General features: G+C 67.0%; 26 protein-coding genes and 1 tRNA gene. 23 read left to right on the top strand and 4 right to left on the bottom strand.

Annotated elements, in window-relative coordinates:
- Positions 1 to 33: 33 nt before the first annotated feature.
- Complete coding sequence (gene ampR, locus ACSYHF_RS15725) at positions 34 to 900, bottom strand: LysR family transcriptional regulator AmpR (protein WP_053501019.1); 867 nt, start codon at positions 898 to 900, stop codon at positions 34 to 36.
- Positions 901 to 1,073: 173 nt separating this feature from the next.
- Between ampR and blaL2 the strand changes: the two genes are divergently transcribed.
- From blaL2 to ACSYHF_RS15705, 4 genes are all read left to right on the top strand, one after another.
- Complete coding sequence (gene blaL2, locus ACSYHF_RS15720; RefSeq protein WP_111127270.1) at positions 1,074 to 1,988, top strand: L2 family extended-spectrum class A beta-lactamase; 915 nt, start codon at positions 1,074 to 1,076, stop codon at positions 1,986 to 1,988.
- A gap of 84 nt (positions 1,989 to 2,072) precedes the next feature.
- Positions 2,073 to 3,302 (top strand): cation:proton antiporter, encoded by a 1,230-nt coding sequence (locus ACSYHF_RS15715; RefSeq protein WP_065196681.1) that lies wholly within the window; start codon positions 2,073 to 2,075, stop codon positions 3,300 to 3,302.
- Between the two features lie 104 nt (positions 3,303 to 3,406).
- Positions 3,407 to 4,963: a glycosyltransferase family 39 protein gene (locus ACSYHF_RS15710; RefSeq protein ID WP_134956125.1), complete on the top strand. Its 1,557-nt coding sequence runs from the start codon at positions 3,407 to 3,409 to the stop codon at positions 4,961 to 4,963.
- A 59-nt stretch (positions 4,964 to 5,022) separates the two neighbouring features.
- Positions 5,023 to 5,664: a hypothetical protein gene (locus tag ACSYHF_RS15705; RefSeq protein WP_005418527.1), complete on the top strand. Its 642-nt coding sequence runs from the start codon at positions 5,023 to 5,025 to the stop codon at positions 5,662 to 5,664.
- A 133-nt stretch (positions 5,665 to 5,797) separates the two neighbouring features.
- Here the strand turns inward: ACSYHF_RS15705 and ACSYHF_RS15700 are convergent, their stop codons facing one another.
- Positions 5,798 to 6,544 carry a DUF3011 domain-containing protein gene (locus tag ACSYHF_RS15700; protein WP_188218891.1) on the bottom strand — a complete coding sequence of 249 codons (747 nt, stop codon included), beginning with the start codon at positions 6,542 to 6,544 and terminating at the stop codon, positions 5,798 to 5,800.
- A 158-nt stretch (positions 6,545 to 6,702) separates the two neighbouring features.
- Here ACSYHF_RS15700 and aspS point away from each other — a divergent pair, with 158 nt between their 5' ends.
- The 18 genes from aspS (at position 6,703) to queC (ending at position 22,662) form a co-directional block, all read left to right on the top strand.
- On the top strand, positions 6,703 to 8,454 hold the full coding sequence (gene aspS / locus ACSYHF_RS15695) for an aspartate--tRNA ligase (protein ID WP_049415340.1): 1,752 nt from the start codon (positions 6,703 to 6,705) through the stop codon (positions 8,452 to 8,454).
- Between the two features lie 16 nt (positions 8,455 to 8,470).
- Positions 8,471 to 8,788 (top strand): DNA primase, encoded by a 318-nt coding sequence (locus tag ACSYHF_RS15690; RefSeq protein ID WP_065178902.1) that lies wholly within the window; start codon positions 8,471 to 8,473, stop codon positions 8,786 to 8,788.
- Between the two features lie 31 nt (positions 8,789 to 8,819).
- Positions 8,820 to 9,341, top strand: coding sequence for a GNAT family N-acetyltransferase (locus ACSYHF_RS15685; RefSeq protein WP_049415346.1), 522 nt, complete (start codon positions 8,820 to 8,822; stop codon positions 9,339 to 9,341).
- 75 nt (positions 9,342 to 9,416) lie between these two features.
- On the top strand, positions 9,417 to 10,049 hold the full coding sequence (locus ACSYHF_RS15680) for an esterase/lipase family protein (protein ID WP_032954421.1): 633 nt from the start codon (positions 9,417 to 9,419) through the stop codon (positions 10,047 to 10,049).
- Between the two features lie 175 nt (positions 10,050 to 10,224).
- Positions 10,225 to 10,956: a YebC/PmpR family DNA-binding transcriptional regulator gene (locus ACSYHF_RS15675; protein ID WP_138952693.1), complete on the top strand. Its 732-nt coding sequence runs from the start codon at positions 10,225 to 10,227 to the stop codon at positions 10,954 to 10,956.
- 105 nt (positions 10,957 to 11,061) lie between these two features.
- On the top strand, positions 11,062 to 11,583 hold the full coding sequence (gene ruvC / locus ACSYHF_RS15670) for a crossover junction endodeoxyribonuclease RuvC (RefSeq protein ID WP_005418518.1): 522 nt from the start codon (positions 11,062 to 11,064) through the stop codon (positions 11,581 to 11,583).
- Positions 11,584 to 11,596: 13 nt separating this feature from the next.
- Positions 11,597 to 12,190, top strand: a complete 594-nt coding sequence (gene ruvA, locus ACSYHF_RS15665; protein WP_005418517.1) for a Holliday junction branch migration protein RuvA — start codon at positions 11,597 to 11,599, stop codon at positions 12,188 to 12,190.
- Between the two features lie 49 nt (positions 12,191 to 12,239).
- On the top strand, positions 12,240 to 14,159 hold the full coding sequence (locus ACSYHF_RS15660) for a potassium transporter Kup (protein WP_032954420.1): 1,920 nt from the start codon (positions 12,240 to 12,242) through the stop codon (positions 14,157 to 14,159).
- A 125-nt stretch (positions 14,160 to 14,284) separates the two neighbouring features.
- Positions 14,285 to 15,325, top strand: coding sequence for a Holliday junction branch migration DNA helicase RuvB (ruvB, locus tag ACSYHF_RS15655; protein WP_005418515.1), 1,041 nt, complete (start codon positions 14,285 to 14,287; stop codon positions 15,323 to 15,325).
- Complete coding sequence (gene ybgC, locus ACSYHF_RS15650) at positions 15,315 to 15,746, top strand: tol-pal system-associated acyl-CoA thioesterase (RefSeq protein WP_005418514.1); 432 nt, start codon at positions 15,315 to 15,317, stop codon at positions 15,744 to 15,746. The genes ruvB and ybgC overlap by 11 nt, the downstream gene beginning before the upstream one ends.
- Positions 15,747 to 15,756: 10 nt before the next feature.
- Positions 15,757 to 16,536: a protein TolQ gene (tolQ, locus tag ACSYHF_RS15645; RefSeq protein ID WP_005410752.1), complete on the top strand. Its 780-nt coding sequence runs from the start codon at positions 15,757 to 15,759 to the stop codon at positions 16,534 to 16,536.
- 24 nt (positions 16,537 to 16,560) lie between these two features.
- Complete coding sequence (gene tolR, locus ACSYHF_RS15640; protein WP_005418513.1) at positions 16,561 to 16,989, top strand: protein TolR; 429 nt, start codon at positions 16,561 to 16,563, stop codon at positions 16,987 to 16,989.
- Complete coding sequence (gene tolA, locus ACSYHF_RS15635; RefSeq protein ID WP_005418512.1) at positions 16,979 to 18,034, top strand: cell envelope integrity protein TolA; 1,056 nt, start codon at positions 16,979 to 16,981, stop codon at positions 18,032 to 18,034. Before tolR ends, tolA begins: the two co-directional genes overlap by 11 nt.
- Before the next feature lie 282 nt (positions 18,035 to 18,316).
- Positions 18,317 to 19,636, top strand: coding sequence for a Tol-Pal system beta propeller repeat protein TolB (tolB, locus tag ACSYHF_RS15630; protein WP_005418511.1), 1,320 nt, complete (start codon positions 18,317 to 18,319; stop codon positions 19,634 to 19,636).
- 64 nt (positions 19,637 to 19,700) lie between these two features.
- Positions 19,701 to 20,219 carry a peptidoglycan-associated lipoprotein Pal gene (gene pal, locus ACSYHF_RS15625; protein WP_005418510.1) on the top strand — a complete coding sequence of 173 codons (519 nt, stop codon included), beginning with the start codon at positions 19,701 to 19,703 and terminating at the stop codon, positions 20,217 to 20,219.
- Positions 20,220 to 20,222: 3 nt separating this feature from the next.
- Positions 20,223 to 21,041, top strand: coding sequence for a tol-pal system protein YbgF (gene ybgF / locus ACSYHF_RS15620; RefSeq protein WP_019660125.1), 819 nt, complete (start codon positions 20,223 to 20,225; stop codon positions 21,039 to 21,041).
- Positions 21,042 to 21,217: 176 nt separating this feature from the next.
- Complete coding sequence (gene queE / locus ACSYHF_RS15615) at positions 21,218 to 21,919, top strand: 7-carboxy-7-deazaguanine synthase QueE (RefSeq protein ID WP_447575788.1); 702 nt, start codon at positions 21,218 to 21,220, stop codon at positions 21,917 to 21,919.
- Between the two features lie 77 nt (positions 21,920 to 21,996).
- The gene (gene queC / locus ACSYHF_RS15610; protein WP_005410745.1) at positions 21,997 to 22,662 is read left to right on the top strand and encodes a 7-cyano-7-deazaguanine synthase QueC; all 666 of its coding nucleotides are present in this window, start codon (positions 21,997 to 21,999) and stop codon (positions 22,660 to 22,662) included.
- A 91-nt stretch (positions 22,663 to 22,753) separates the two neighbouring features.
- On the opposite strand, the gene ACSYHF_RS15605 is transcribed toward queC, so the two are convergent.
- Positions 22,754 to 23,710, bottom strand: coding sequence for a DUF2268 domain-containing putative Zn-dependent protease (locus ACSYHF_RS15605; protein ID WP_338168098.1), 957 nt, complete (start codon positions 23,708 to 23,710; stop codon positions 22,754 to 22,756).
- A 178-nt stretch (positions 23,711 to 23,888) separates the two neighbouring features.
- Here ACSYHF_RS15605 and ACSYHF_RS15600 point away from each other — a divergent pair.
- Positions 23,889 to 23,964: transfer RNA gene (locus ACSYHF_RS15600), tRNA-Lys, on the top strand.
- 289 nt (positions 23,965 to 24,253) lie between these two features.
- On the opposite strand, the gene ACSYHF_RS15595 is transcribed toward ACSYHF_RS15600, so the two are convergent.
- Positions 24,254 to 24,487 carry a hypothetical protein gene (locus ACSYHF_RS15595; RefSeq protein ID WP_069139401.1) on the bottom strand — a complete coding sequence of 78 codons (234 nt, stop codon included), beginning with the start codon at positions 24,485 to 24,487 and terminating at the stop codon, positions 24,254 to 24,256.
- Positions 24,488 to 24,547: the final 60 nt, after the last annotated feature.

Genomic DNA, 24,547 nt, shown 5'->3' with positions numbered 1-24,547 from the left:
ATCAAGGGATTGCCGGCCAGCGGCCGGCACTGCCTACGCGCCCTGCGCCTGCAGCCACTCGCGGAAGCGCTTGGCCGGCTCGCGCTCGGCGCGCGAGCGTAGCCGCGTCAGCCAGTATCGGCCCAGCTCCAGCGTGGTGCCGAACGGCTGCAGCAGGCGGCCTTCGGCCAGTTCCTGCTCGAACATGCGCAGCGGCAGCAAGGCCACGCCGGCACCGCCGGCGGCGGCCATCGCCACCGTCAGCGAGGAATCGAACACCGGCCCACGGGCTTCCACGCCGCTGACGCCGGCCGCCTGCAGCCAGCGCGGCCATTCGTCGCTGCGATAGGAACGCAGCAACGGCAGCGTGGCCAGGTCGCGCGGCTGCTTCAGCCGCCGCGCCAATGCCGGGGCGCACAGCGGCGCGAAGGGCGCATTTAGGATCGCCGTGCAGGCCTGGCCCTGCCAGTCGCCATCACCGAAGCGGATGGCCAGATCCAGCCCCTCGCCGGCCAGGTCGATGCGGTTGTTGTGGGTCTGCAGGCGCAGCTCGATGTCCGGATGCGCGGCCTCGAATGCGGCCAGCCGTGGCAGCAGCCAACCGGTGGCGAAGGTGCCGACCACCCCCAGCGTCAGCACTTCGCGGGCCGGCCCGCCGGTGTAGCGCGCGATGCTGGCCGAGATGCGTTCGAACGATTCGTTGAGCACCGGATACAGTGCTGCGCCTTCATCGGTCAGCGCCACGCCGCGCGGCAGGCGATGGAACAGGCGGATGCCGAGCCGGTCTTCCAGACCCCGGATCTGGTGGCTCAGCGCGGCCTGGCTGACGCACAACTCGAGCGCGGCACGGGTGAAGTTCTGATGGCGGGCGGCGGCTTCAAAAGCACGCAGCGCGTTGAGCGGCAGGGTCGGGTGCAGCATCGGAAAGCCGTGAGCCAGGGTGATGGCTGATCCTACCGTTCAATAAGGAATTTCGTAAATCTCAACAAGTTGATTACGACAGGCATGAGTTCAACTTATGGCTTGCCTTGATTCTTCGCGCTGGTCGGCTGCAGGGGAAGCGCCAATAATCGAGCGGTCACCAGGAGAACCCTATGCTCGCCCGTCGCCGATTCCTGCAGTTCAGTGGTGCTGCCGTTGCTTCCTCGCTGCTTGCCCCGGCGTTGGCGCGAGCTGTTTCCCCATCGTCCGGCATATCCGCCGCGAACGCCGCCATTGCCGGCGCCGCCGATTTCGCCGCGCTGGAGAAAGCCAGCGGTGGCCGTCTGGGCGTCACCGTGCTGAACACCGGTAACGGCCGTCGCATCGGCGGACATCGTCAGGACGAGCGCTTCCCGATGTGCAGCACGTTCAAGTCGATGCTGGTTGCCCATGTGCTGAGCCTTGCCGATGCAGGCCGCGTTTCGCTCGACACACGTGTGCCCATCGCCGAAAAGGATCTGCTGTCCTACGCCCCGGTGGCGCGCCGCCATGTGGGCAAGGACCTGACGGTGCGCGACCTGTGCCGGGGCACGCTGACCACCAGCGACAACACGGCGGCCAACCTGCTGCTGGAGGTGGTGGGCGGGCCGTCGGCGCTGACGACATTCCTGCGCGGGCAGGGCGACAGCGTTACCCGCAATGACCGCAACGAGCCGGACGTGAATCTGTTCGCGAAGGGAGACCCGCGCGATACCACTAGCCCGGCCGCGATGGCCACCAGCTTGGCCCGCTTCGCGGTGGGCAATGGCCTGCAGCCGGCATCGCGCCAGCAGTTCACTGATTGGCTCATCGACAACCAGACCGGCGATGCCTGCCTGCGCGCCGGGCTGGGAAAGCGCTGGCGGGTGGGGGACAAGACCGGCAGCAACGGTGATGACACGCGCAACGACATTGCCGTGCTGTGGCCGCATGCGGGCGGCGCAGCGTGGGTGGTCACCGCCTATCTGCAGGGCGCGTCGGTCGATGACGATCAGCGCGCAGCGGTGCTTGCACGGGTGGGGGCGCTGGCCGACGCGATGATCGGATGAGGTAACCGGGGTCATTCGAAAATGGCTTGCCGGATCGGTTCAGCGCGCGCATCCTGCGCGCGTTCCAACCCCACGGAAGACCCCATGAGCCATGAACTGATCTACCTGTTGCTGATCTTCGCGCTGCTGGTGATCCCACGCGCGTTGCAGCGTTTCAGTCTGCCTGCCCCGTTGACCTGCCTGCTGTTCGGCATCATCGGCATGCTCTGGCTGGGGGATCAGGCACATGATGCGGTGATCGGACTGCTGGCCACCCTGGGCATTTCCTCGCTGTTCCTGTTCGCCGGCCTGGAAGTGGATCTGCAGGCGCTGCGCCGGGGTATGTGGCCGCTGCTGGCACATCTGGTCATCCGTACCGGCACGCTGTTCGGCGTCGGCTGGTTGGCCTGGCGTTACGCAGGATTGCCGTGGCAGGCCGCCGGGCTGCTGGCGTTGGCGCTGCTGACGCCCTCCACCGGTTTCATCATGGACTCGCTGTCGCGGCTGGGCCTGAGTGAGGACGAACGGTTCTGGGTGACCAGCAAGGCCATCGCCGGTGAGCTGCTGGCGCTGGCTGCCTTGTTCATCGTGCTGCAGGCCGGCGATCCGGGCCACATGGCGCTGTCCAGCCTGGCGCTGCTGGCGATGATGGTCGGCCTGCCGCTGCTGTTCATCGCGCTGGGCCGCTGGGTGGCGCCGCACGCGCCGGGTTCGGAGTTCTCGCTGCTGGTGATGGTCGGCATGGTGGCGGCCTACATCACCTACCTGCTGGGCGTGTATTACCTGGTCGGCGCGTTCATTGCCGGCCTGGTCGCGCGCCTGCTGCACCAGCGCATGCCGCTGCTGGCCTCGCACGAGAACCTGCACGCGCTGCGTCTGTTCGCCTCGTTCTTCGTGCCGTTCTATTTCTTCAACGCGGGCACCAAGGTGCCCAGCGAAGCGTTGAGCTTCGAGGCGCTGGGGCTGGGCATCGTGATCACGCTGGTGGTGCTGCCGCTGCGCATCGGCGTGGTCTGGCTGCAGCGCCGGGTGATGTTCGGCGAGAGCTTCCGCAGCAGCCTGCGGGTCTCGCTGGCGCTGGCCCCGACCCTGATCTTCACCCTGGTGCTGGCGGCGATCATGCGCGAGCGTTTCCAGATTCCGGCGGTACTGTTCGGTGCGCTGCTGCTGTACGCCGCACTGACCACGCTGCTGCCGTCGCTGGTGTTCCGCACACCCTTCGACGTCGATCCGGTGGAGCAGGAACCGGCGGGCGAGGGCGAGACCGCACCGGTCGCGGCCACCGAAGTCAGCCACGCCGAGCCGCCGAAGGCGCCGCTGCCACCGCTGGGCTGAGCCGCAGCCGCGTGCAGCGGCTTGCACTCCCGCGCGTCAACGCAGACACTGCGCGCCCGTGAAGCGCGCCCTGCCGTGGGCGGCCACAGCCAGGAGCAACAGGCGTGACCCAGGAAAGCAACCCAGACCGCAGCCTGTTGCCGGGCAAGATCCTGTTGTGGTTTTCGGCAATCGCGCTGCTGGTCCTGCTGGGCTGCAGCTGGTCGATGCCCCCGGTCGATGCCTCCGGTTTCCGGCAGACGCAGACTGCCCTGTCGATCGACTGGTTGCTACGTGGCGGGCCCTGGCTGGACTACGTGACCCCGGTGCTGGGCGCGCCCTGGTCGATCCCCTTCGAGTTCCCGTTCTACCAGTGGCTGGCGGCGTTGCTGTCCAGCGTCACCGGCATGAGTGCCGACAACAGCGGGCGGCTGGTCTCCACCGTCTTCCATGCCGGCTGCATCTGGCTGGTCTATCGCACGCTGCTGGCATGGCGCCCTGACCGCACGCTGGCGCTGTGCGTGGCCGGCGCATTCGCCGTCTCACCGTACGCGCAGTTCTGGGGGCGCTCGGTGATGATGGAGTCCAGCGCGGTGTTCTTCGGCCTGCTCTTTGTCTGGGCGATGGCACGCCTGCGCAGCCAGCCGCGCGTGTGGGTGGGCCTGGTCGCCATCGTCGCGGCGGTGCTGTCGGCGGCCATCAAGGTCACCTCGTTCTTCGGCTTTGCCGCGTTCGTTGCGCTGGCCTTCCTGTGGCTGGCCCTGCACGAGCACGGCTGGCGCCCGCGGTGGCTGCAGCAGCATTGGCAGCTGCTGTTCTGGGGTGGTCTGTCCGCGCTTGCCGCGCTGGCCACGCTCAGCCTGTGGCTGCAGCATGCCGATGCGCTGAAGGCGCAGTCGGCGCTGGGCCGGCAGATCACCTCCGATGCACTGTCCACCTGGAATTACGGCACCCTGCAGCAGCGCCTGGATCCGGCTACCTGGTGGGGCACGGTGTTCAAGAAGCGCTTCTCCGGTGCGATCGGCTCCAACTGGATCTTCCTGGTCTTCGTCATCGCCGGGCTGTGGCAGAAGCGCACGCGCACGGCGGTGGGGATCCTGCTGCTGGCCTACCTGGCGCCGTTCCTGGTCTTCACCAACCTGCACATCGCCCATCCCTACTACCAGGCGGCCAATATCGTGTTCGCCACGTCGATCATCGGCCTGGTGCTGTGGTCGACGGTGCTGGCGGCCGAAGCGGCGGGCAAGCCGCGCCGTGGCGTTGCACTGGCGATCTTCCTGTGCGTGCTGTCGGTGGGCTTTGGCCTGGTGAAGTCGCTGAAGGACATCAAGGAAGCGCGCGAGCCGACACCGGTTTTGCAGATCGCCGAGGCCATCCGGACCGGCACCCCGGCGCAGGGCGTGGTGGTCGCGTTCGGTCAGGACTGGTCCTCCGAGCTGCCGTATTTCTCCGGCCGCCGTGCCGTGATGATTCCGGACTGGGCATCGGACGACGTGCTCGCATCGTTGGCTGCAGATGACGCAGCACTGGGGGGACTGCCGCTGGCCGCGCTGGTCAACTGCCCCAACCAGGTGGGCAGCAGCCCCGAGCGCGTGCAATGGCTGGCCGAGATCACCCGGCGCCATGCCGCCGGTGGCCAGAAGCAGGACGTGGGCGGTTGCGAGGTCTGGCTGCACCCCTGAAGTGACGTGGCCGGTCAGCGCGGTTTGCGCGCACCGGCCCGGGTCGTTAGGGTTGGGGCATGAGACTGCCTGCCGTTGTTGCCGCTTCCGCCCTCCTGCTCAGCCTCGCTGCCTGCTCGCAGCGTTCCGATACGGTCGCCCATGATCTGGCGACCGCACCGGCCGATGCCTTCATGGCCGCCATCGCCGCGCATTGCGGCCAGGCCTTTGAAGGCCGGGTGGTGGAGGACACGCCGGCGCCGACCGGCAAGGACCCGTTCGCCGGGCAGCGCCTGGTCATGCATGTGCGCGGCTGTGCCGATCCTGCCCATGAATTGCGGATTCCCTTCCATGTGGGGGATGACCACTCGCGCACCTGGGTGCTGACCCGCACCGAAAACGGCCTGCGCCTGAAGCACGATCATCGCCATCAGGATGGCAGCGCGGATGCGATCACCCTCTATGGCGGCGACAGCACGCCACCGGGCACCGCCGAGCGCCAGCAGTTCCCGGCCGACTCCGATTCGGTGGCGATGTTCCGTCGTGCCGACATGCTGGTCTCCACGCACAACACCTGGGCGATGGAGATCGACCCCGACCAGACCTTCGTCTACGAGCTGGGCCGCCCGGACGGCCGCCGCTTCCGCGTGAAGTTCGACCTGAGCAAGCCGGTCGATCTGCCGCCGCCGCCGTGGGGTGACGACAAAGCGCCCGCACCGTGATCGCGGGGTCGGATGCCTCCTGTAAAGCGCTCCGCCCCCGAAAAGACCCCCAGTAGATCCGCGCCATGCGTGGAAGCGGGATACCTGGTCGGGTCAGAGCCCCGGCCGCTGGCCAGGGATCCGACCCCGTAACTCAACGCGTACCGAAGCGCGCCCGGCAACCGTTGCTCACCCACACCTGGCCCCGTGCGTAGCCCCAGCTGCGGCCCTCCTGGCAGGCGCTGCCGGACAGCTGCTGCTGCAGCACCGGCCGGCCCTGGCGCTCATCCCAGTCACAGTTCTGCGTGCGGTTGTTGTTGCTGCTGCAGGTGATGGAGTAGTTGCTGTTGCCGCCGCCCCAGCCACCGCCCCCGCCGCCCCCCCATCCGCGAGCTTCGGCGAATTCGGCGCGGCAGCCGTTGCTGACCCACACCGCGCCGTTGCGCACCCCCCAGGTACGGCCTTCGTCGCAGGGGCTGCCGGACAGCTGGCGGACCAGGCGGGCATTGCGCCAGCCGACCGGGCAGCTGCGTTCGCGATTGTTCTGGCTCTCACAGCGGATGGTTTCGCCGGGCCGGCCGTTGTTGCCGCCCCAGCCACCGCCGTTGCCGCCGCCCCAGCCACCACGGGCCTCGACGAATTCGGCGCGGCAGCCATTGCTGACCCAGATGCTGCCATTGCGGCTGCCCCAGGTGCGGCCCTCGTCGCAGGCGCTGCCGGACAGCTGGCGGACCAGCTGCGCATTGCGCCAGCCTGTGTTGCACACGCGTTCTCGGTTGTTCTGGCTCTCGCAACGGATCACCCCGCTTTGCGCGGCGGCCGGGGCGGAGGGCAGGGCGAGCGTGGCGATGGTGCCCAGGCTCAGGGTCACGGCCAGGCGGGCCAGAGACAGCGGATTCATGGCGGCATCCCATACGGTGGCAGGTGCCTGACTATAGGGAGGGGGATGATCAAGCCGGTGTGACTGGCCGGATTTGCCCCGGCCGGGGCCTCGGCCGCAGAATACGAGGCTTTCCGGCCCCCATCCGGTGCCGGCGTTCTCCAGCGGAGCTTCCCCCAATGCGTACCCACTTCTGCGGCCTGGTCGACGAGACCCTGATTGGCCAGACTGTCACCCTCGCCGGTTGGACCGACGTGGCCCGTAACCAGGGCGGCGTCTGCTTCATCGATCTCCGCGATCATGAAGGCATCGTGCAGGTGACCGTGGAGGTCGACAACGCCGAAGTGTTCGCCGTGGCGGCTTCGCTGGGCTACGAAGACGTGCTGCAGGTGGAGGGCGTCGTGCGCGCCCGCCACGCGGTGAACGACAAGATGCGCACCGGCAAGGTGGAAGTGATCGCCACTGCCATCACTGTGCTGAACAAGGCCGCGCCGCTGCCGTTCCACGCCCACGAGAACCCGGGCGAGGAAACCCGCCTGAAGTACCGCTACCTGGACCTGCGCCGTCCGGAAATGCAGCGCATGCAGCGCACCCGCATCAAGCTGGTGCAGGCCCTGCGCCGCCACCTGGACGAGAAGGGCTTCCAGGACATCGAAACCCCGATCCTGACCAAGGCCACCCCGGAAGGCGCGCGCGACTTCCTGGTGCCGGCGCGCATGCACCCGGGCGAGTTCTACGCCCTGCCGCAGAGCCCGCAGCTGTTCAAGCAGATCCTGATGGTGGCCGGCTTCGACCGCTACTACCAGATCGCGCGCTGCTTCCGCGACGAAGCGCTGCGTGCCGACCGCCAGCTGGAGTTCACCCAGCTGGACATGGAATTCGCCTTCGTGCGCGAGCGCGACGTGCAGGACTTCGTTGAAGACATGATCCGCGCCATCTTCAAGGAAGTGGTCGACGTCCAGCTGGATGCCAGCTTCCCGCGCATGACCTGGGCCGAGGCGATGCGTCGCTACGGTTCGGACAAGCCGGACCTGCGCATCGCGCTGGAGCTGGTCGACGTGGCTGAGCTGGTCAAGGACAGCGAGTTTGCAGTGTTCACCGGCCCAGCCAACGATGCCGAAGGCCGCGTCGCCGCGCTGCGCATCCCGGGCGGTGCAGCGCTGAGCCGCAAGCAGATCGACGAGTACGCCGCGCACGCTGCCAAGTACGGCGCCAAGGGCCTGGCCTACATCAAGATCGCCGACAACGGCGAGGTCAGCTCGCCGATCCAGAAGTTCTTCAGCGAGGCCTCCTTCGCTGCGCTGGTCGCCCATGTTGGCGCCGGCAACGGCGACATCGTGTTCTTCGGTGCCGGTGGCTACAACAAGGTCTCCGACTTCATGGGCGCGCTGCGCCTGAAGGCCGGCAAGGACTTCGGCCTGGTCGCCGATGGCTGGGCGCCGCTGTGGGTCACCGACTTCCCGATGTTCGAATGGGACGAGGAAGAACAGCGCTACGTCGCGCTGCATCACCCCTTCACCGCACCGGCCGTGGATGACATCGCCGATCTGCGCGCCAACGCCCGTACCGCCGTCTCGCGCGGTTACGACATGGTGCTCAACGGCAATGAAATCGGCGGCGGTTCGATCCGTATCCACCGTCCGGACATGCAGAGCGCAGTGTTCGAGCTGCTCGGCATCGGTGCCGAAGAAGCCCGTGCCAAGTTCGGCTTCCTGCTCGACGCGCTGAACTACGGCGCGCCGCCGCACGGTGGCATCGCCTTCGGCATCGACCGCATCGCCGCGCTGATGGCCGGCACCGAGTCGATCCGCGACGTCATCCCGTTCCCGAAGACCACCGGTGCACAGGATCTGATGACCGACGCGCCGTCGCCGATCGTCGACGCGCAGCTGGCCGAAGTGCACATCCAGGTTCGCCCCAAGACCAACTGATCAGGAGATCCAGGCAATGACCGAGTTTGCGTTTTCGCTGGAGTGGGAAAAGCTGGGCAATGAAGGCTCCGAGGCCAACCTGGTCACCGAGCGTGCACGCGTGTTCGGTGGTTGGCTGGTCCGCGTTGGTACCAGCCCGGCGGCGATGGCCCTGACCTTCGTCGCCGACGGCGAAGGCCGTTGGGACGGTGAAGACTTCGGCGTCGAGGATTACGAGGACGACGAAGAGGAAGAGTACGAAGAGGACGAGGAAGGCGAGGAAGAAGAGGACGAGGACGAAGAGGAGTACGAGGAAGAGGACGAGGAAGAAGAGGAGTCGCCTGAAAAGGCTTGACCCCCGCTTCGCCCTGGCGTCAACTTCCTGCATGTATTCGATCCGCCGCGCCACTGTGGACGATGCGCCGACCCTGTCGGCGCTGGCCGCCCGCACATTCACCGAAACCTTCGGCCATCTGTACCCGCCGCAGGACCTGCAGGCCTTCCTGGAGGAGGCCTACACGGTCGAGCGCCAGCGCGTGATCCTGGCCCACCCCGATTACGCGGTGTGGCTGCTGGAACTGGATGGGGAAGCGGTCGGCCATGCCGCCGCCGGCCCCTGTGGCCTGCCGCATCCGGATGTGAAACCCGGTGACGGCGAACTCAAGCGCCTGTACCTGATCAAGACGCAGCAGAGCTGCGGCTGGGGTAGCCGCCTGCTGGAAACCGCGCTGGCCTGGCTGGAGCGCGAAGGCCCGCGCACGCTGTGGCTGGGCGTGTGGTCGGAGAACTTCGGCGCGCAACGCTTCTACGCCCGCTATGGTTTCGAGAAGGCCGGCGAGTACCTGTTCCCGGTCGGCGATACCAACGATCTTGAATTCATCCTGCGCCGCGCACCGCGCGCGGCCTGACGTTCACCGCCGCTTGCTGCGCGCGCGTGTTCAATCACCTCACGTTCCTGCCCCGCTGACCGCCAGGCTGTTTGCATGACTCCCCCCGTATTGCTGCTGCATGGCATCTGGAATGCCCGCGCCTGGGTCGGGCCGCTGGCCTGGCGCCTGCGCGCGCGTGGTTTCCAGGTGCATGCGTTCGGTTACTCCTCGGTGTTCGGTGGTCCCGACGTGGCGGTGCCCCAGCTGCTGGAACGGTTGGCCGACGCCGGGCCGTTGTCGCTGGTCGGCCACAGCCTGGGCGGGTTGCTGGCGCTGGAAGCGCTGCGGCGCAATCCGCAGCTGCCGGTGCAGCGGGTGGTCTGCCTGGGTTCACCGCTGCGCGGCAGTGGCACCGCACGCTCGTTGTCCGAGCACGGCTGGGGCCTGGCGCTGGGACGCAGCAGCGAGCTGCTGCTCGATGGCCTGCCGGACTGGCAGGGCAGGGCCGAGGTTGGCCTGATTGCCGGCTCGGTGCCGCACGGGCTGGGCAGCCTGCTGGGTGCCATCGACGATGCCTCCGATGGCACCGTGGCACTGGCCGAGACCCGGCTGCCGGGCCTGGCCGACCATTGCGTGGTCCGCACCAGCCACAGCGGCCTGGTGGTGTCGCCCGACGCCGCGCGGCAGACCGCGCATTTCCTGCGCCATGGCAAGTTCGACCACAGCCGCGACGCGGCGGCAGCATAGGGGCGGGGGAGGCAGGCCGCCCTGTAGAGCCGGGCCAATGCTCGGCTGCATTCCGTCGGGCCCATTGAGCCGAGCATTGGCTCGGCTCTACAACAATACGGGCCTAGACACGGTTGCAGCGCCCGATCAGGTAGAATCCGCGCCTTGATCCTGAAGCAGCCAGACGGTAGCACCCATGGGTAGAGGCCCCTCCATCGAAGCCCGCAAGAACGCGTCCGACGCGAAGCGCGGCAAGATTTTCACCAAGATCATCCGCGAGATCGGCGTTGCCGCGCGCGGCGGTGGAGGCGACCCCAACAACAATCCGCGCCTGCGCGTGGCCGTGGACAAAGGCCTGGCCGTGAACATGTCCAAGGACGTGATCGAGCGTGCCATCAAGAAGGCGACCGGTGAGCTGGAAGGCGTCGACTACGAGGAAGTCCGCTACGAGGGCTACGCCCCGGGTGGCGTGGCCGTGATCGTCGACTGCCTGACCGACAATCGCGTGCGCACTGTGGCCGACGTCCGCCATGCGTTCAGCAAGTGCGGTGGCAACATGGGCACCGAGGGCTCAGTGGCCTTCATGTTCAAGCGCCTGGGCGTGCTCAGCTTCGCCGCAGGGGCCGACGAGGAATCCATCACCGAAGCGGCCATTGAGGCCGGTGCCGATGACATCGTGGTCTACCCCGATGACGGCTCGATCGATGTGGTCACCAGCCCTGACGCGTTCAACGCGGTGAAGGATGCGATGGCCGCCGCCGGCCATGTCGCCGACCACGCCGAGATCACCTTCCGCGCGGACAACGACATCAAGGTTGAAGGCGACGTCGCCCTGCAGGTCAAGAAGCTGTTGGACATGCTCGAAGACCTGGACGACGTGCAGGACGTGTATTCCAACGCCGAACTCGGCGCCGACGCCTACGCCTGAGCCGTCTTCGACGGCCTGGGCGCGGGCCGTTGAACGGTCACCGCGGACAGTCATGAGCCCCTACGCCTGCCAGCGCATCCCGTTCCGCCCCGCCAGGAGTGCAGCATGACCCGCATCCTCGGCATCGACCCCGGTTCGCAGCGGACCGGGGTCGGCATCATCGATGTCGATGCCGCCGGCCGCGTCACCTACGTGCACCACCAGCCACTGGTGCTGCTGGGCGCCGACGACTTCCCGCAGCGCATGAAGCTGCTGGTTCTGGGCCTGGCCGACCTGTGCCGCGAGTACCAGCCGCAGGAAGTGGCCATTGAAAAGGTGTTCATGGCCCGTAATCCCGATTCGGCGCTGAAGCTGGGCCAGGCCCGGGGCGCGGCGATCTCGGCCGTGGTGCTGCGCGACCTGCCGGTGCACGAATACGCCGCCAGTGAGATCAAGCTCGCCGTGGTTGGCCGTGGTGGCGCCGAAAAGCAACAGGTTCAACACATGGTCGGGCTCATGCTCAACCTGAAAACCAAGCTGCAGGCCGACGCGGCCGACGCGTTGGCGGTGGCGATCACCCATGCCCACGTACGGGCAACGGCCAACCGCCTGGGGCTCAGTGCCCGCCAGGCGTGGGGCCGCAAATGAGGAGCTGCACGCAATGATCGGTCGACTGCGCGGCATCGTCGCCTACAAGGCGCCGCCGTGGCTGGTGGTGGACGTGAACGGGGTGGGCTACGAACTGGAGGCGCCGATGAGCACCTTCTACGACCTGCCCGAGCTCGGCCGCGAGGTCACGCTGTACACCCACTACGCGCAGAAGGAAGACAGCGTTTCGCTGTACGGCTTCCTGCGCGAGGGGGAGCGGCGCCTGTTCCGCGACGTGCAGAAGGTCAGTGGCATTGGCGCGAAGATCGCGCTGGCGGTGCTGTCCGGCGTTTCCGTCGAGGAGTTCGCGCGCATGGTCCAGGCCGGTGACATCACCGCGCTGACCCGCATTCCCGGCATCGGCAAGAAGACTGCCGAGCGCATGGTGCTGGAACTGCGTGACCGTGCCGCCCAGTTCGGTGCCGGCGGCGCGCTGCCCACCGGCAGCGGCCCGGCCCCGGCCGACCCGCTGTCCGATGCCACCGTGGCCCTGCAGCAGCTGGGCTACAAGCCGGCCGAAGCGGCACGCATGGCCCGCGACGCCTTCAATGAAGGCGACGAAGTGGCCACCGTGATCCGCAAGGCGCTGCAGTCGGCGCTGCGCTGAGCCGCGTCCCTTTCCTTCAACGAACCGCCTGAGCGTCGCCAGGAGTCCCATGTCCAGCAGTCAAACCCCGCACGCAGCTGCCCCCGGCAGCCACGGTCACGCCCCTCCAGCAGGAGGCATGGCGCTGATCATCGGTGCGATCGGCGTGGTGTTCGGCGATATCGGTACCAGCCCGCTGTACACGCTGAAGGAGGCGTTCTCGCCACACTACGGGCTCAACAGCGACCACGACACCGTGCTGGGCGTGCTGTCGCTGGCGTTCTGGGCGCTGAACATCGTGGTCACGCTGAAGTACGTGACCATCATCATGCGCGCCGACAACGACGGCGAGGGCGGCATCATGGCGCTGATGGCGTTGACCCAGCGCACGCTGCGCAACGGCTCGCGCTCGGCCTACGTGGTCGGCATCCTCGGCATTTTCGGTGCCTCGCTGTTCTTCGGCGACGGCGTGATCACCCCGGCGATATCGGTGCTGGGTGCGGTGGAGGGCCTGGAGGTGGCCGCGCCGGGCCTGCATGCCTTCATCGTGCCGATCACGGTGGTGGTGCTGTTGATGGTGTTTGCGGCGCAGCGCTTCGGTACCGAGAAGATCGGCAAGGCCTTCGGCCCCATCACCTCGGTCTGGTTCATCTCGCTGGCGGCGATCGGCATCTACAACATCGTCGATGCGCCGGAAGTGCTCAAGGCGTTCAACCCCTGGTGGGCGATCCGCTTCTTCATGGAGCACAGCTGGCATGGGATCTTCATCCTCGGCGCAGTGGTGCTGGCGGTGACCGGTGGCGAGGCGCTTTACGCCGACATGGGCCACTTCGGCGCCAAACCGATCCGCCACGCCTGGTATTTCTTCGTGCTGCCGTGCCTGGTGCTGAACTACCTGGGGCAGGGCGCACTGGTGCTCAACCACCCCGAGGCGCTGAAAAACCCGTTCTTCGAGGCGGTGCCGCCGTGGGCGCTGTACCCGATGATCATCCTGGCCACCATGGCGGCGGTGATTGCCTCGCAGTCGGTCATCACCGGTGCGTTCTCGGTCTCGCGCCAGGCGATGCAGCTGGGTTACATCCCGCGCATGCGCATCAAGCACACCTCGCACGACACCATCGGCCAGATCTACATCCCAGGCATCAACTGGGGCATCGCGGTAATGGTGATCGGCCTGGTGCTGGCCTTCCGCAGCTCGTCCAACCTGGCAGTGGCCTACGGCATCTCGGTGTCGGCCACCATGCTGATCGACACCCTGCTGCTGGCCCTGGTGGCCCGGTCGCTGTGGCCGAAGGCGCGCAAGTGGATCCTGCCGCTGTGCGTGGTGTTCTTCATCATCGACCTCGGCTTCGTCATCGCCAATGGTGCCAAGCTGCTTCAGGGCGCCTGGTTCCCGGTGGTACTGGGCATCTTCCTGTTCACCATGATGCGGACCTGGCGCCGTGGCCGCGAGCTGCTGCGCGATGAGATCCGCAAGGACGGCATCCGCCTCGATACCTTCCTGCCTGGGCTGATGCTGGCACCGCCGGTGCGCGTGCCGGGCACTGCAGTGTTCCTCACCGCCGACCCGACCGTGGCCCCGCATGCGCTGATGCACAACCTCAAGCACAACAAGGTGCTGCACGAGCGCAACGTGTTCCTGCACGTGGAGACCCTGCCGATCCCGTATGCGATGGAAGGGCAGCGGCTGAAGATCGAATCGGTGGGCGACGAGTTCTACCGCGTCTACGTGCGCTTCGGCTTCATGGAGACCCCGGACGTGCCACTGGCGCTGATGCGCTCGTGCGACCACGGTGGCATCTACTTCGACCCGATGGACACCACCTTCTTCGCCAGCCGCGAAACCATCGTGGCCACCGCCAACCGCGGCATGCCGATCTGGCGCGACAAGCTGTTCGCGCTGATGCACCGGAACGCCGCGCCGGCCACGGGCTTCTTCCGCATTCCCGGCAACCGTTTGGTCGAACTCGGGGCCCAGGTCGAGATCTGAGGTCTGGTAGTGCCGGCCGCTGGCCGGCATCCGCCGCACCACCGGTGTTCATGGGTTGCCGGCCAGCGGCCGGCACTACCGTGCTTCCGGCCCCGGAATGCAACTATTTACCGCATAATCACGGCATGACCGACGACCGCATCATCGGCGCCGGCGCCACCCGCGAGGATGACGCCGCCGACGCCAGCATCCGCCCCAAGCGCCTGGCCGACTATCTCGGCCAGGCCCCGGTGCGCGAGCAGATGGAGATCTACATCGAAGCGGCCAAGGGGCGTGGCGACGCGCTCGACCACGTGCTGATCTTCGGGCCGCCCGGCCTGGGCAAGACCACGCTCAGCCACGTCATCGCCAACGAACTGGGCGTGGCCCTGCGGGTGACCTCCGGCCCGGTGATCGAGAAGGCCGGCGACCTCGCCGCACTGCTGACCAACCTGCAGCCGCACGACGTGCTGTTCGTGGACGAGATCCACCGCCTGTCGCCGGTGGTCGAGGAAGTGCTGTACCCGGCGATGGAAGACTTCCAGATCGACATCATGATCGGTGAGGGCCCCGCGGCCCGTTCGATCAAGATCGACCTGCCGCCGTTCACCCTGATCGGTGCCACCACCCGCGCCGGCCTGCTGACCGCGCCGCTGCGCGACCGCTTCGGCATCGTCCAGCGGCTGGAGTTCTACAGCGTCGAAGAGCTGACCCGGATCGTGCGCCGCTCGGCCACCATCCTCGGCATCGACTGCACCGCCGATGGCGCCGGCGAGATCGCGCGCCGCGCGCGCGGCACCCCGCGTATCGCCAACCGCCTGCTGCGCCGCGTGCGCGACTATGCGCAGGTGAAGGCGGGCGGCCACATCGACGAGGCCGTGGCGCAGGCCGCGATGAAGATGCTCAAGGTTGATCCGGAAGGCTTCGACGAGCTCGACCGGCGCCTGCTCAAGACCCTGGTCGACTACTTCGATGGCGGCCCGGTCGGGATCGAGTCGCTGGCCGCGGCGCTGTCCGAGGAGCGCGGCACGCTGGAAGACGTGGTCGAGCCGTACCTGATCCAGCAGGGCTTCCTGGTGCGCACCGCGCGCGGCCGCATGGCCACCCACAAGGCCTACCGGCACATGGGCCTGAAGCCGAAGAACCCGCCGCAGGACCTGTTCGCGGAGGTTCCCGATGTCGGTTGAGCCACTATTCAGTTGGCCGACACGCATTTACTGGGAAGATACCGACGCAGGCGGCGTGGTCTACCACGCCCGCTACGTGGCCTTCATGGAACGGGCCCGGACCGAATGGATGCGTGCGCTCGGCTACGGCCAGGAGCGCATGCGCGCCGAGCACGGGATGGTCTTCGCAGTGCGTTCGATGCAGATGGATTTCATCAGGCCGGCACGGCTGGATGACACCCTGCAGGTGAGCGCCCGCCTGGTCCAGCTGAAGAAGGCCAGCATGGTCTTCGACCAGCAGATCCTGCGCGACGGCGAGCTGCTGCTGTCGGCCCAGGTCCGCATCGCCGCACTGGAAGCGGCCAGTTTCCGCCCGCGTGGCATGGACGAGGCCGTCCTTGCCATGCTGCAACCCCACCTCCACCCCGAATCCGAACACTGAGGAACAACGGATGATCGCAACGCTCCTGGCCCTGCAGGCCACGGTCACCGAGGCACTGCCGGCCGACGTCAGCAACGCCGCGACACAGACCCTTGCCCAGGCCACCACCGGCGGCGGCATCAACTACCTCGAGCTGATGGCCAAGGCCAGCCTGCCGGTGAAGATCATCGTGCTGCTGCTGCTGGTCGGCTCGTTCGTCAGCTGGGTGATCATTTTCCGCAAGGCCCGCGTGTTCAAGCAGGCCACCCGCGAAGCCGACGAGTTCGAGAACCGCTTCTGGTCCGGCGCCGACCTGGGCAAGCTGTACAGCGCCGCCACCGACCGCAGCCGCAGCGTGACCGGCCTGGAAGCCATCTTCGAAGCCGGTTTCCGCGAGTACACCCGCCTGCGCGACAAGCGCCGCCTGGATGGCCGTGCGCAGCTGGAAGGCGCGCAGCGTGCCATGCGCACCACCTACACCCGCGAAGTGGACCAGCTTGAGCGCAACCTGGAACTGCTGGCCAACATCGGTTCGACTGCCCCGTACGTGGGCCTGGTCGGTACCGTGTTCGGCATCATGGTGACCATGCACGACATGATCAGCAGCGGTGCGCAGGCCGGTATCGCCGCCGTCGCGCCAGGCATCTCCGAAGCCCTGTTCGCCACCGCCATCGGCCTGTTCGTGGCGATCCCGGCGGTGTGGGCCTACAACCGCTTCACCACCCGCGTGGAGCGCATGTCGGTGCGGTTCGAGACCTTTGCCGAAGAGTTCAGCTCCATCCTGCAGCGCCAGAGCGCTGGCGACGAGTAAGCGCCTGACCCGGGAGTCCAAGCCATGTCCGCTGCCATCGGTCGCCGCAAGCGCCGCAAGCTGAAATCGGAAATCAACGTCGTTCCCTACATCGACGTCATGCTGGTGCTGCTGATCATCTTCATGGTCACCGCGCCGCTGCTCACCCTGAGCTTCGACGTCGACCTGCCGCAATCCAACGCCAAGGCGCTGGAAAGCAAGCAGGACCCGGTGATCGTCTCGGTGCGCCAGGACGGCCAGCTCAGCCTGAAGCTGCCCGACGCCAAGGAGCCGATCGCCGTGTCGGCCGAGGAACTGGAAGGCCGCCTGGCTGGCATCGCCGCCCAGGACAAGGGCGTGCGCGTGATCGTCGCCGCCGACCGTGCCGTGGCCTATGAAAAGGTCATCGCCGCGATGGATGTGATCAAGCGCGCCAAGGTAGACAAGGTAGGCCTGGCCACCGATGCACGCTGACGCCCTGCCACCTCCACAGCAGCGCGAGCCCGGCTGGGGCCTGCCCCTGGCGCTGGCGTTGCTGGTGCACCTGCTGGTCGCGCTGGTCTTCATCGTGGCCTGGTTCTGGTCGCCCGAGCGCAACACCGACGCCGCCGCCGGTGATCCGTCGGTGGAGGCCAGCCTGGCCCTGTCCGCGTCCGAGGCGTCCGCCGCCCGCCAGGCCCTGCGCCAGTCCGAAAAGCTGGAGGACCTGCCGCCGCCGGTGGCCGAGCCGATCCCGGTGCCGGAAGACACCGTTCCGCCGCCGCAGCCGATTCCCGAGCCGCGCCCACAGGACGCCCCCACGCCGCAGCAGCAACAGGCACAGGAGCGCGTCGCGCAGCCGGATACCAAGGACCAGGAAGCAGTGAGCGCGCTGGCCATCTCGCAGGAGAAGGCGAAACAGGAGCAGGAAGCCAAGCGCCGCCAGGAGCAGATCGACCTGACCGAACGCAAGCGCCAGGAAGAGGCCGAGCAGAAGCTGCGCCTGGCCAAGCAGCAGGAAGAAGACGCGAAGAAGAAGCTGGCCGATCAGGCGCGTCAGGCCGCGGACAAGGCCGAGGCCGAGAAGCAGAAGAAGATCGCCGAGATCCGTGCCCGTCGTGAGCAGGCCGAGAAGGAAGCCAAGCTGGCCGAGCAGAAGCTGCGCCAGGTGGCTGCTGCGCGCAATGCCGCCGGCAGTGCCGCCGCCGGAGCCAGCGGTGCGTCCCAGCCGGCCGCCGGTGGCGGTGGCAACAGCGATGATCTTTCGGCCAAGTACGCCGCGGCGATCCAGGCCAAGGTCCTGTCGCAGTGGGTGCGCCCGGATACGGTGCCGCTGGGCCAGCGCTGCCAGATCACCATCACCCAGATTCCGGGTGGCACGGTGATGCAGGCCAAGGTCAGCCCGAACTGCCCGTACGACGAGGCCGGCAAGCGTTCGATCGAGGCCGCCGTGCTCAACGCGCAGCCCCTGCCGTACCGTGGCTTCGAGTCCGTGTTCGCACGCACGCTCAACTTCACCTTTACCGCCCAGGATCGCTGAGGCGGGCAGGGCAGGGGGGCTCGGGCCACTCCTGCCCACGGTTGTCGCGCTTGCCTCTGGTGTGCTCGGTTTCGACCGGGCAGGCTGTGGGCTGCTGTCGAACGCCGTCCTCCGGGGCGGCGTGACCAGGGCAGACGGTGCGATGTTAGCCACGACGTTAACGGTGCGTGAGAAGACGGGCTGGAACTGACCCGGAATTCACGTACCCTTGGTTCATGATTGCGAAGCGGTTCACTCCCGCTTTGTTATCCCTCGTTCCGGTTTCCCCTTATTGAGCGCTCCATGAAAAAGATGCCTCGCTGGCTTGCCGTGTTTGCGGCCCTGTTGCTGCCCTTTGCTGCCGTCGCGCAGCAGAAGGGGCTGGATATCGACATCATCGGCGGCAATGCCTCCGCGCTGCCGATCACCATCGTGCCGATGCCCTATCAGGGTTCGTCGGCCGCTCCGCAGACCGACGTCGCCGGCGTGGTCCGTGCCGATCTGGAGCGTTCGGGCCAGTTCCGCACGCTGCCGGAAGCGCAGATCGTCGAGAAGCCCGTGCGGGGAGGGGATATCCAGTTCGCGACCTGGCGCGCGCTGAAGCAGAACTACATCGTGGTCGGCCGCGTGCTTGATGCCGGTGCCGGTGCCTACCGCGTCGAGTACGAACTGTTCGACGTGCCCAAGGGCGAGCGCCTGCTGGGCCTGGCGATGACCGCCCGTGGCAATGCCATGCGCGACGTTGCCCACCAGATGGCCGACGCCATCTACGAAAAGATCACCGGTGTGCGCGGCGCCTTCTGGACCCGCATCGCCTACGTGACCGCCAGTGGCAAGGGCGACGCCATGCGCTACGCGCTGATGGTGGCCGATTCCGATGGCTTCAACCCGCAGACCATCGTGCGCTCGGCCGAGCCGCTGCTGTCGCCGTCGTGGAGTCCGGATGGCAGCAAGCTGGCCTACGTCAGCTTCGAGCGTGGCAATTCGGCCATCTACATCCAGAACATCGGTACCGGTGCGCGCGAGCTGGTCACCAGCTTCCGCGGCATCAACAGCGCCCCGGCGTTCTCGCCGGACGGCCGCAAGCTGGCCCTGACCCTGTCTCGCTCCGGTAACCCGGAAATCTACGTGATGGACCTGGGCAGCAAGCAGCTGACCCAGCTGACCAACCACTTCGCCATCGATACCGAGCCGACCTGGGCACCGGACGGCAGCGCGGTGTACTTCACCTCCGATCGCGGCGGCCGTCCGCAGGTCTACAAGGTCGGTGCCGGCGGCGGCAGCGCCGAGCGCGTCACCTTCCAGGGCAACTACAATGCCAAGCCGTCGGTGTCCTACGATGGCAAGAAGATCGCCGTCGCCCAGGGCTCGGGCAACAGCTACAAGATCGCGATGATGGACAGCTCGCTGGGCTCGCCGCGCTGGAGCACGCTGTCCCCGGGTTCGCTGGATGAATCGCCGAGCTTTGCGCCCAACGCAAGCATGGTGCTGTACGCCGCCCGCGAAGGTGGCCGTGGTGTGTTGTATGCCGTTTCGGCCGATGCGCGGGTTCGCCAGCGCCTGGTCCTGGCTGACGGTGATGTGCGCGAACCGGCATGGTCCCCATACCGTACCCAGCGCTAAAAGAGTGTTAATATTTTCGTTGTCTTGAACCCCTCATCGGCTTAGGAGCCACAAAGGTATCGCCATGAACAAGTCCACCCGCGTTCTGCTTGTTTCCCTGCTGTCTGTGGCCGTCCTGGCCGGTTGCTCGAAGAAGGTGAAGGAAGAGCCGGCAGCCCCGGTCGACACCGGCACCTCGACCACCACCCCGACCGGTCCGTCGACCTCCGGCCTGTACGGCCCGGGCGACCTGGACACCGACGCTTGCCTGCGCCAGCGCGTGGTCTACTTCGACCTGGACAAGGAAGACGTGAAGCCGGAATTCCAGGCCATCATGGCGTGCCACGCCAAGTACCTGCGTGACCGTCCGTCCTCGCGCATCACCCTGCAGGGCCACACCGACGAGCGCGGTTCGCGCGCGTACAACCAGGCCCTGGGCGAGCGTCGTGGCAACGGCGTCAGCTCGGCCCTGCAGGCCAACGGTGGTTCGGCTTCGCAGCTGACCGTCGTGTCCTACGGTGAAGAGCGTCCGGTCTGCACCGAGTCGAACGAGTCGTGCTGGTCGCAGAACCGTCGCGTCGAAATCGTCTACACCGCGCAGTAATCCATGCGCATTGGCATCAAACTGATGCTGGTCGTTGCGGCAGCCCTCGTGGCTGCCGCACCGGCGCACGCACAGCGACAGAGCCTGGCTGACCGTGTCGGCGCGCTCGAGCAGCAGATGTACAACAACAGTGCCAACCAGGACCTGTTGAACCAGATCAATCAGCTGCGGCAGCAGGTCACCAGCCTGCAGGCCTCGATCGAGCAGTTGCAGCATGACAACGCCCAGCTCAAGCAGTCCGCCCAGGACCAGTACCTGGATCTGGACAGCCGCCTGAACCGGTTGGAAGGGGGCAACGCCGCCCCGGCCCTGCCGCCCGTTCCGGCGAGCGCGCCGAAGGCCGCACCGGCCCCGGCAAAACCGGCAGCGGCGGCCACTTCCGAGCGGCCGCCTTCCGTCCATGGTGATGCTGGCAGCCTTGCCGCCACCGGCGACGAGCGCACCTCCTACAACGTTGCCTTCGATGCGTTGAAGGCCGGCAGGTACGACGATTCGGCGCAGCTGTTCCTGAGCTTCCTGGAGTTGTACCCGAACGGCGTCTACGCGCCGAACGCGCTGTACTGGCTGGGCGAGAGCTACTACGCCACCCGCAATTTCCCGATGGCCGAGACCCAGTTCCGAGAGCTGCTCTCGCGCTATCCGACCCACGACAAGGCCGCGGGCGGCCTGCTCAAGATCGGCCTTTCGCAGTACGGCGAGGGAAAGGTCGACCAGGCCCAGCAGACGCTGGAGACCGTCGTGGCGCAGTACCCCGGCTCGGATGCCGCGCGCACCGCGCAGGACCGTCTGCAGTCCATCCGCCTGGGCAAGCAGATCCGCTGATCCGCTGGGCGGGCGTACAATAGGTGCCCTGTAGAGCCGAGCCCACGCTCGGCTGCTTTCGTTTCCGGACCAGCAAAGCCGTCCGGTTGCTGTTGTAGAGCCGAGCCATGCTCGGCTGCTTTCGTTACCGGCCACGGTAGCCCACCCGCCACGTGCCCCACCAAGAAGTACCCGCCATGACCGCCGTTACCCCGTCAAACGCCGTCGCCACCCCCAGCGACATCGTGCAGTCGCCGCTGCCGCGCCTGAAGATCACCGAGATCTTCACCTCGCTGCAGGGCGAAGCCGATACCGCCGGCTGGCCGACCGTGTTCGTGCGCCTGACCGGCTGCCCGCTGCGCTGCCAGTACTGCGACACCGCCTATGCCTTCCACGGCGGCACCTGGTGGGACATCGACGACATCGTGGCCGAGGTGCTGGCCCAGGGCGTCCGCCACGTCTGCGTGACCGGCGGCGAGCCGCTGGCGCAGAAGCGCTGCCTGGTGCTGCTGCAGAAGCTGTGCGATGCGGGCATGGATGTCTCGCTGGAAACCTCCGGCGCGCTGGATGTCAGTGCAGTGGACCCGCGCGTGTCGCGCGTGGTCGACATCAAGACGCCGGGCTCGGCCGAAGCCGTCCGCAATCGCCTGGAAAACCTGCCGCTGCTGACCGTCCGCGACCAGATCAAGTTCGTCATCTGCAACCGCGAGGACTACGACTGGGCCAAGGCCATGGTCGTCGAGCACGGCCTGGTGAAGCGTTGCACCGTGTTCTTCTCGCCGAGCAAGGGCGAGATCAGCGCGCGGCAATTGGCCGACTGGATCGTCGAAGACCGGCTGCCGGTGCGCTTCCAGATGCAGTTGCATAAAATCCTGTGGAACGACGAGCCCGGCCGATGAGCCGGTGCAGCGTTCCCTGATGTAGCTCCGGCGCGGGACAGCGTGCTGGCTTTCCTCTCCCAACCGGAAGATTCTCCATGAAGAAGGCAGTCGTGCTTCTCTCCGGCGGCATGGATTCAGCCGCCGTCATCGCCATGGCCCAGGAACAGGGCTTCGCCGTGCACGCCCTGAGCGTGCGCTACGGCCAGCGCCACACCTCCGAACTGGATGCCGCCGCCCGCGTGGCCAAGGCCCAGGGCGTGGTCGCGCACAAGACCGTGGACGTGGACCTGCGCAGCATCGGTGGCTCGGCGCTGACCGATGACATCGACGTACCGGAGGCCGGTGGTGCCGGCATTCCGGTCACCTACGTGCCGGCGCGCAATACCATCATGCTGTCGCTGGCCCTGGGCTGGGCCGAAGTGCTCGGCGCCAACGACATCTTCTGCGGCGTCAACGCCGTCGACTACTCCGGCTACCCGGACTGCCGCCCCGAGTTCGTGGCCGCGTTCCAGGCGCTGGCCAACCTGGCCACCAAGTCGGGCGTGGAGGGCGCGGGCATCAAGGTGCATGCCCCGCTGCAGTTCCTCAGCAAGGGCCAGATCGTCAGCGAAGGCGTGCGCCTGGGCGTGGACTTCGGCCTGACCGTGTCCTGCTACAACGCCGACGCCAACGGCGCCGCCTGCGGTCATTGCGATGCCTGCCGCCTGCGCGCGCAGGGCTTCGCCGAAGCCGGCGTGCCCGACCCGACGCTGTACGCCTGACCGCTTCCGGTAGAGCCGGCCGCTGGCCGGCTTCCCCGGTGGGGCAATCACTCCCTCGGTGGGTGCCAAGCGCTTGTCCGCACTCCTTGATCTACCGGGCCTGCAACCATCCCGATGCCTCGATGAAGGCCCGCACCGCAGCCGGATCGGCATAGTCCAACTCGATCATCCGCGCGACAGCAGTCCTCTCGTCGGTCTGCCGGCGCATGTACTCCTGCGCAATGCGGTAGCCGGCGTAGTAGCCCAGGTCACTCACCCCGAATGGATTGCGCGCGCTGTTGTACAGCCAGTTGTCCAGGTTGTCCCCGTGCATCTCCGTGCGGAAGCGCGCGCGGATTCCCGCTTCGTGCGCTGGCCCATAGGTGTACAGCGGCAACGCCGGGCGGCGCCCGCTGATGCGCTCTGCCACGTATTCGGCCACGCCTTCGCGTACCGCGTACTGGGCCAGGCTGCCGGTGGTCTCGCGCTGCTGGGTATGCACGTATTCGTGCAGGTTGTTCTGCGCGTTGTTCGCACCCGGCCGGCTGTCGTAGAAGATCCGCAGGCGGTCGCGCATCTTCGCCGGCAGCTCGCTCACGTCCACGCGCTCATCGCCCAGCGCCATCTCCGCGCCGATCAGTACCTTGTCATCCAGCGTGGTGCCACCGGTGCGCAGCACGCCCACCGCATAGGTGATGGTGGCCGGGCGCAGGGCAGGGTAGAGCGCACGGAAGGCGACAAGATCGCGCTCCAGCGTGGCACTGGCCTGCTGCGCGTTGGCGGTGAGCGGTCGTACTGAGGTCCAGAAGCGCGGCCAGGCCTGCATGGCCTCGGCGTATTCGCGGGCGGTGTAGTTGCGCACCTGCATCAGCGCATGCAGGCCGGGGCTGCCCGGATCGATGTAGCGTTGCTGGACCAGCGCCACCCGGCGTTCGGCATCAGGCTCGGCGCGCACCGCATCATAGGTGGCCCAGAAGCGGGCGATATCGTCAGTGACGACCGGTGATTGGGAGGCCAACGCTGTGCAGGGTAGCAGCAGGATGGCGATCAGATAGCTGGGAAAGCGCATCCGTGGCTCCGGATAGGGATCACGGATGGGATGCATGGAAGGCCTGGAAGGTTTAAGCGGGCTGACCCGACCGGGTAGTGCCGGCCGCTGGCCGGCACACGCAACACCCCTGTACTTCGCGCGACTCGGCAAAGTAGGGTAGAATGCGGACCCCGCCGAAAGGCCGGGGCAATGCACCGGGCCGTTAGCTCAGTCGGTAGAGCAGAAGACTTTTAATCTTTTGGTCGAAGGTTCGAATCCTTCACGGCCCACCATTGCATTGATGATCAAGGCGCCCAAAGGGCGCCTTTTTTGTTGCTTCCTCGAAAGCACTTCTGCAATGGGGGGGGGGGCGCCGTCGCAACGATGCGGTGTTGCACGTGCTATCGACTCCCTGGAGCCCGCTGGCAGCGGGTGCGGGGAGGCGGCGCTCCGCGCACCCGCTTCCGTCGCTGTTGCCCCCACGTCGCTCACCTTAAAAATTACCTTTAAGGTAAGAATATTGGTAATTGCAGGTAATTAATGTCATCAAAACCGGCCGTTTCCGGCCGGGCAAGGACGCTGTCAGCCGTAATGCGCGCGCAACAGCCCGGCGTCGTGGAAGGAAATACCCTCACGGATGCACTCCTCGGCGCGCTCCATGTCCTTGTGCAACTGGATCAGTGCGTCGTCGGGGAGCTGCTCGATGTTGATCACACCGCAACATGCCTGGTCGATCACATGCTGCATAGGCTCGCCCCAACGCCGGCGCACGTTGCGGATCATGCGGCAATGCCACTCGCGCATGATCGCGTCCATGCGCCTCTCCCCGCGAACCACGTGCGCGTCTCCCGCTACCACCCGCAACGCCGGCGCCGG

This window comes from Stenotrophomonas maltophilia group sp. P373, from assembly GCF_053295075.1.
This window is presented reverse-complemented; position numbering and strand designations above follow the sequence as displayed.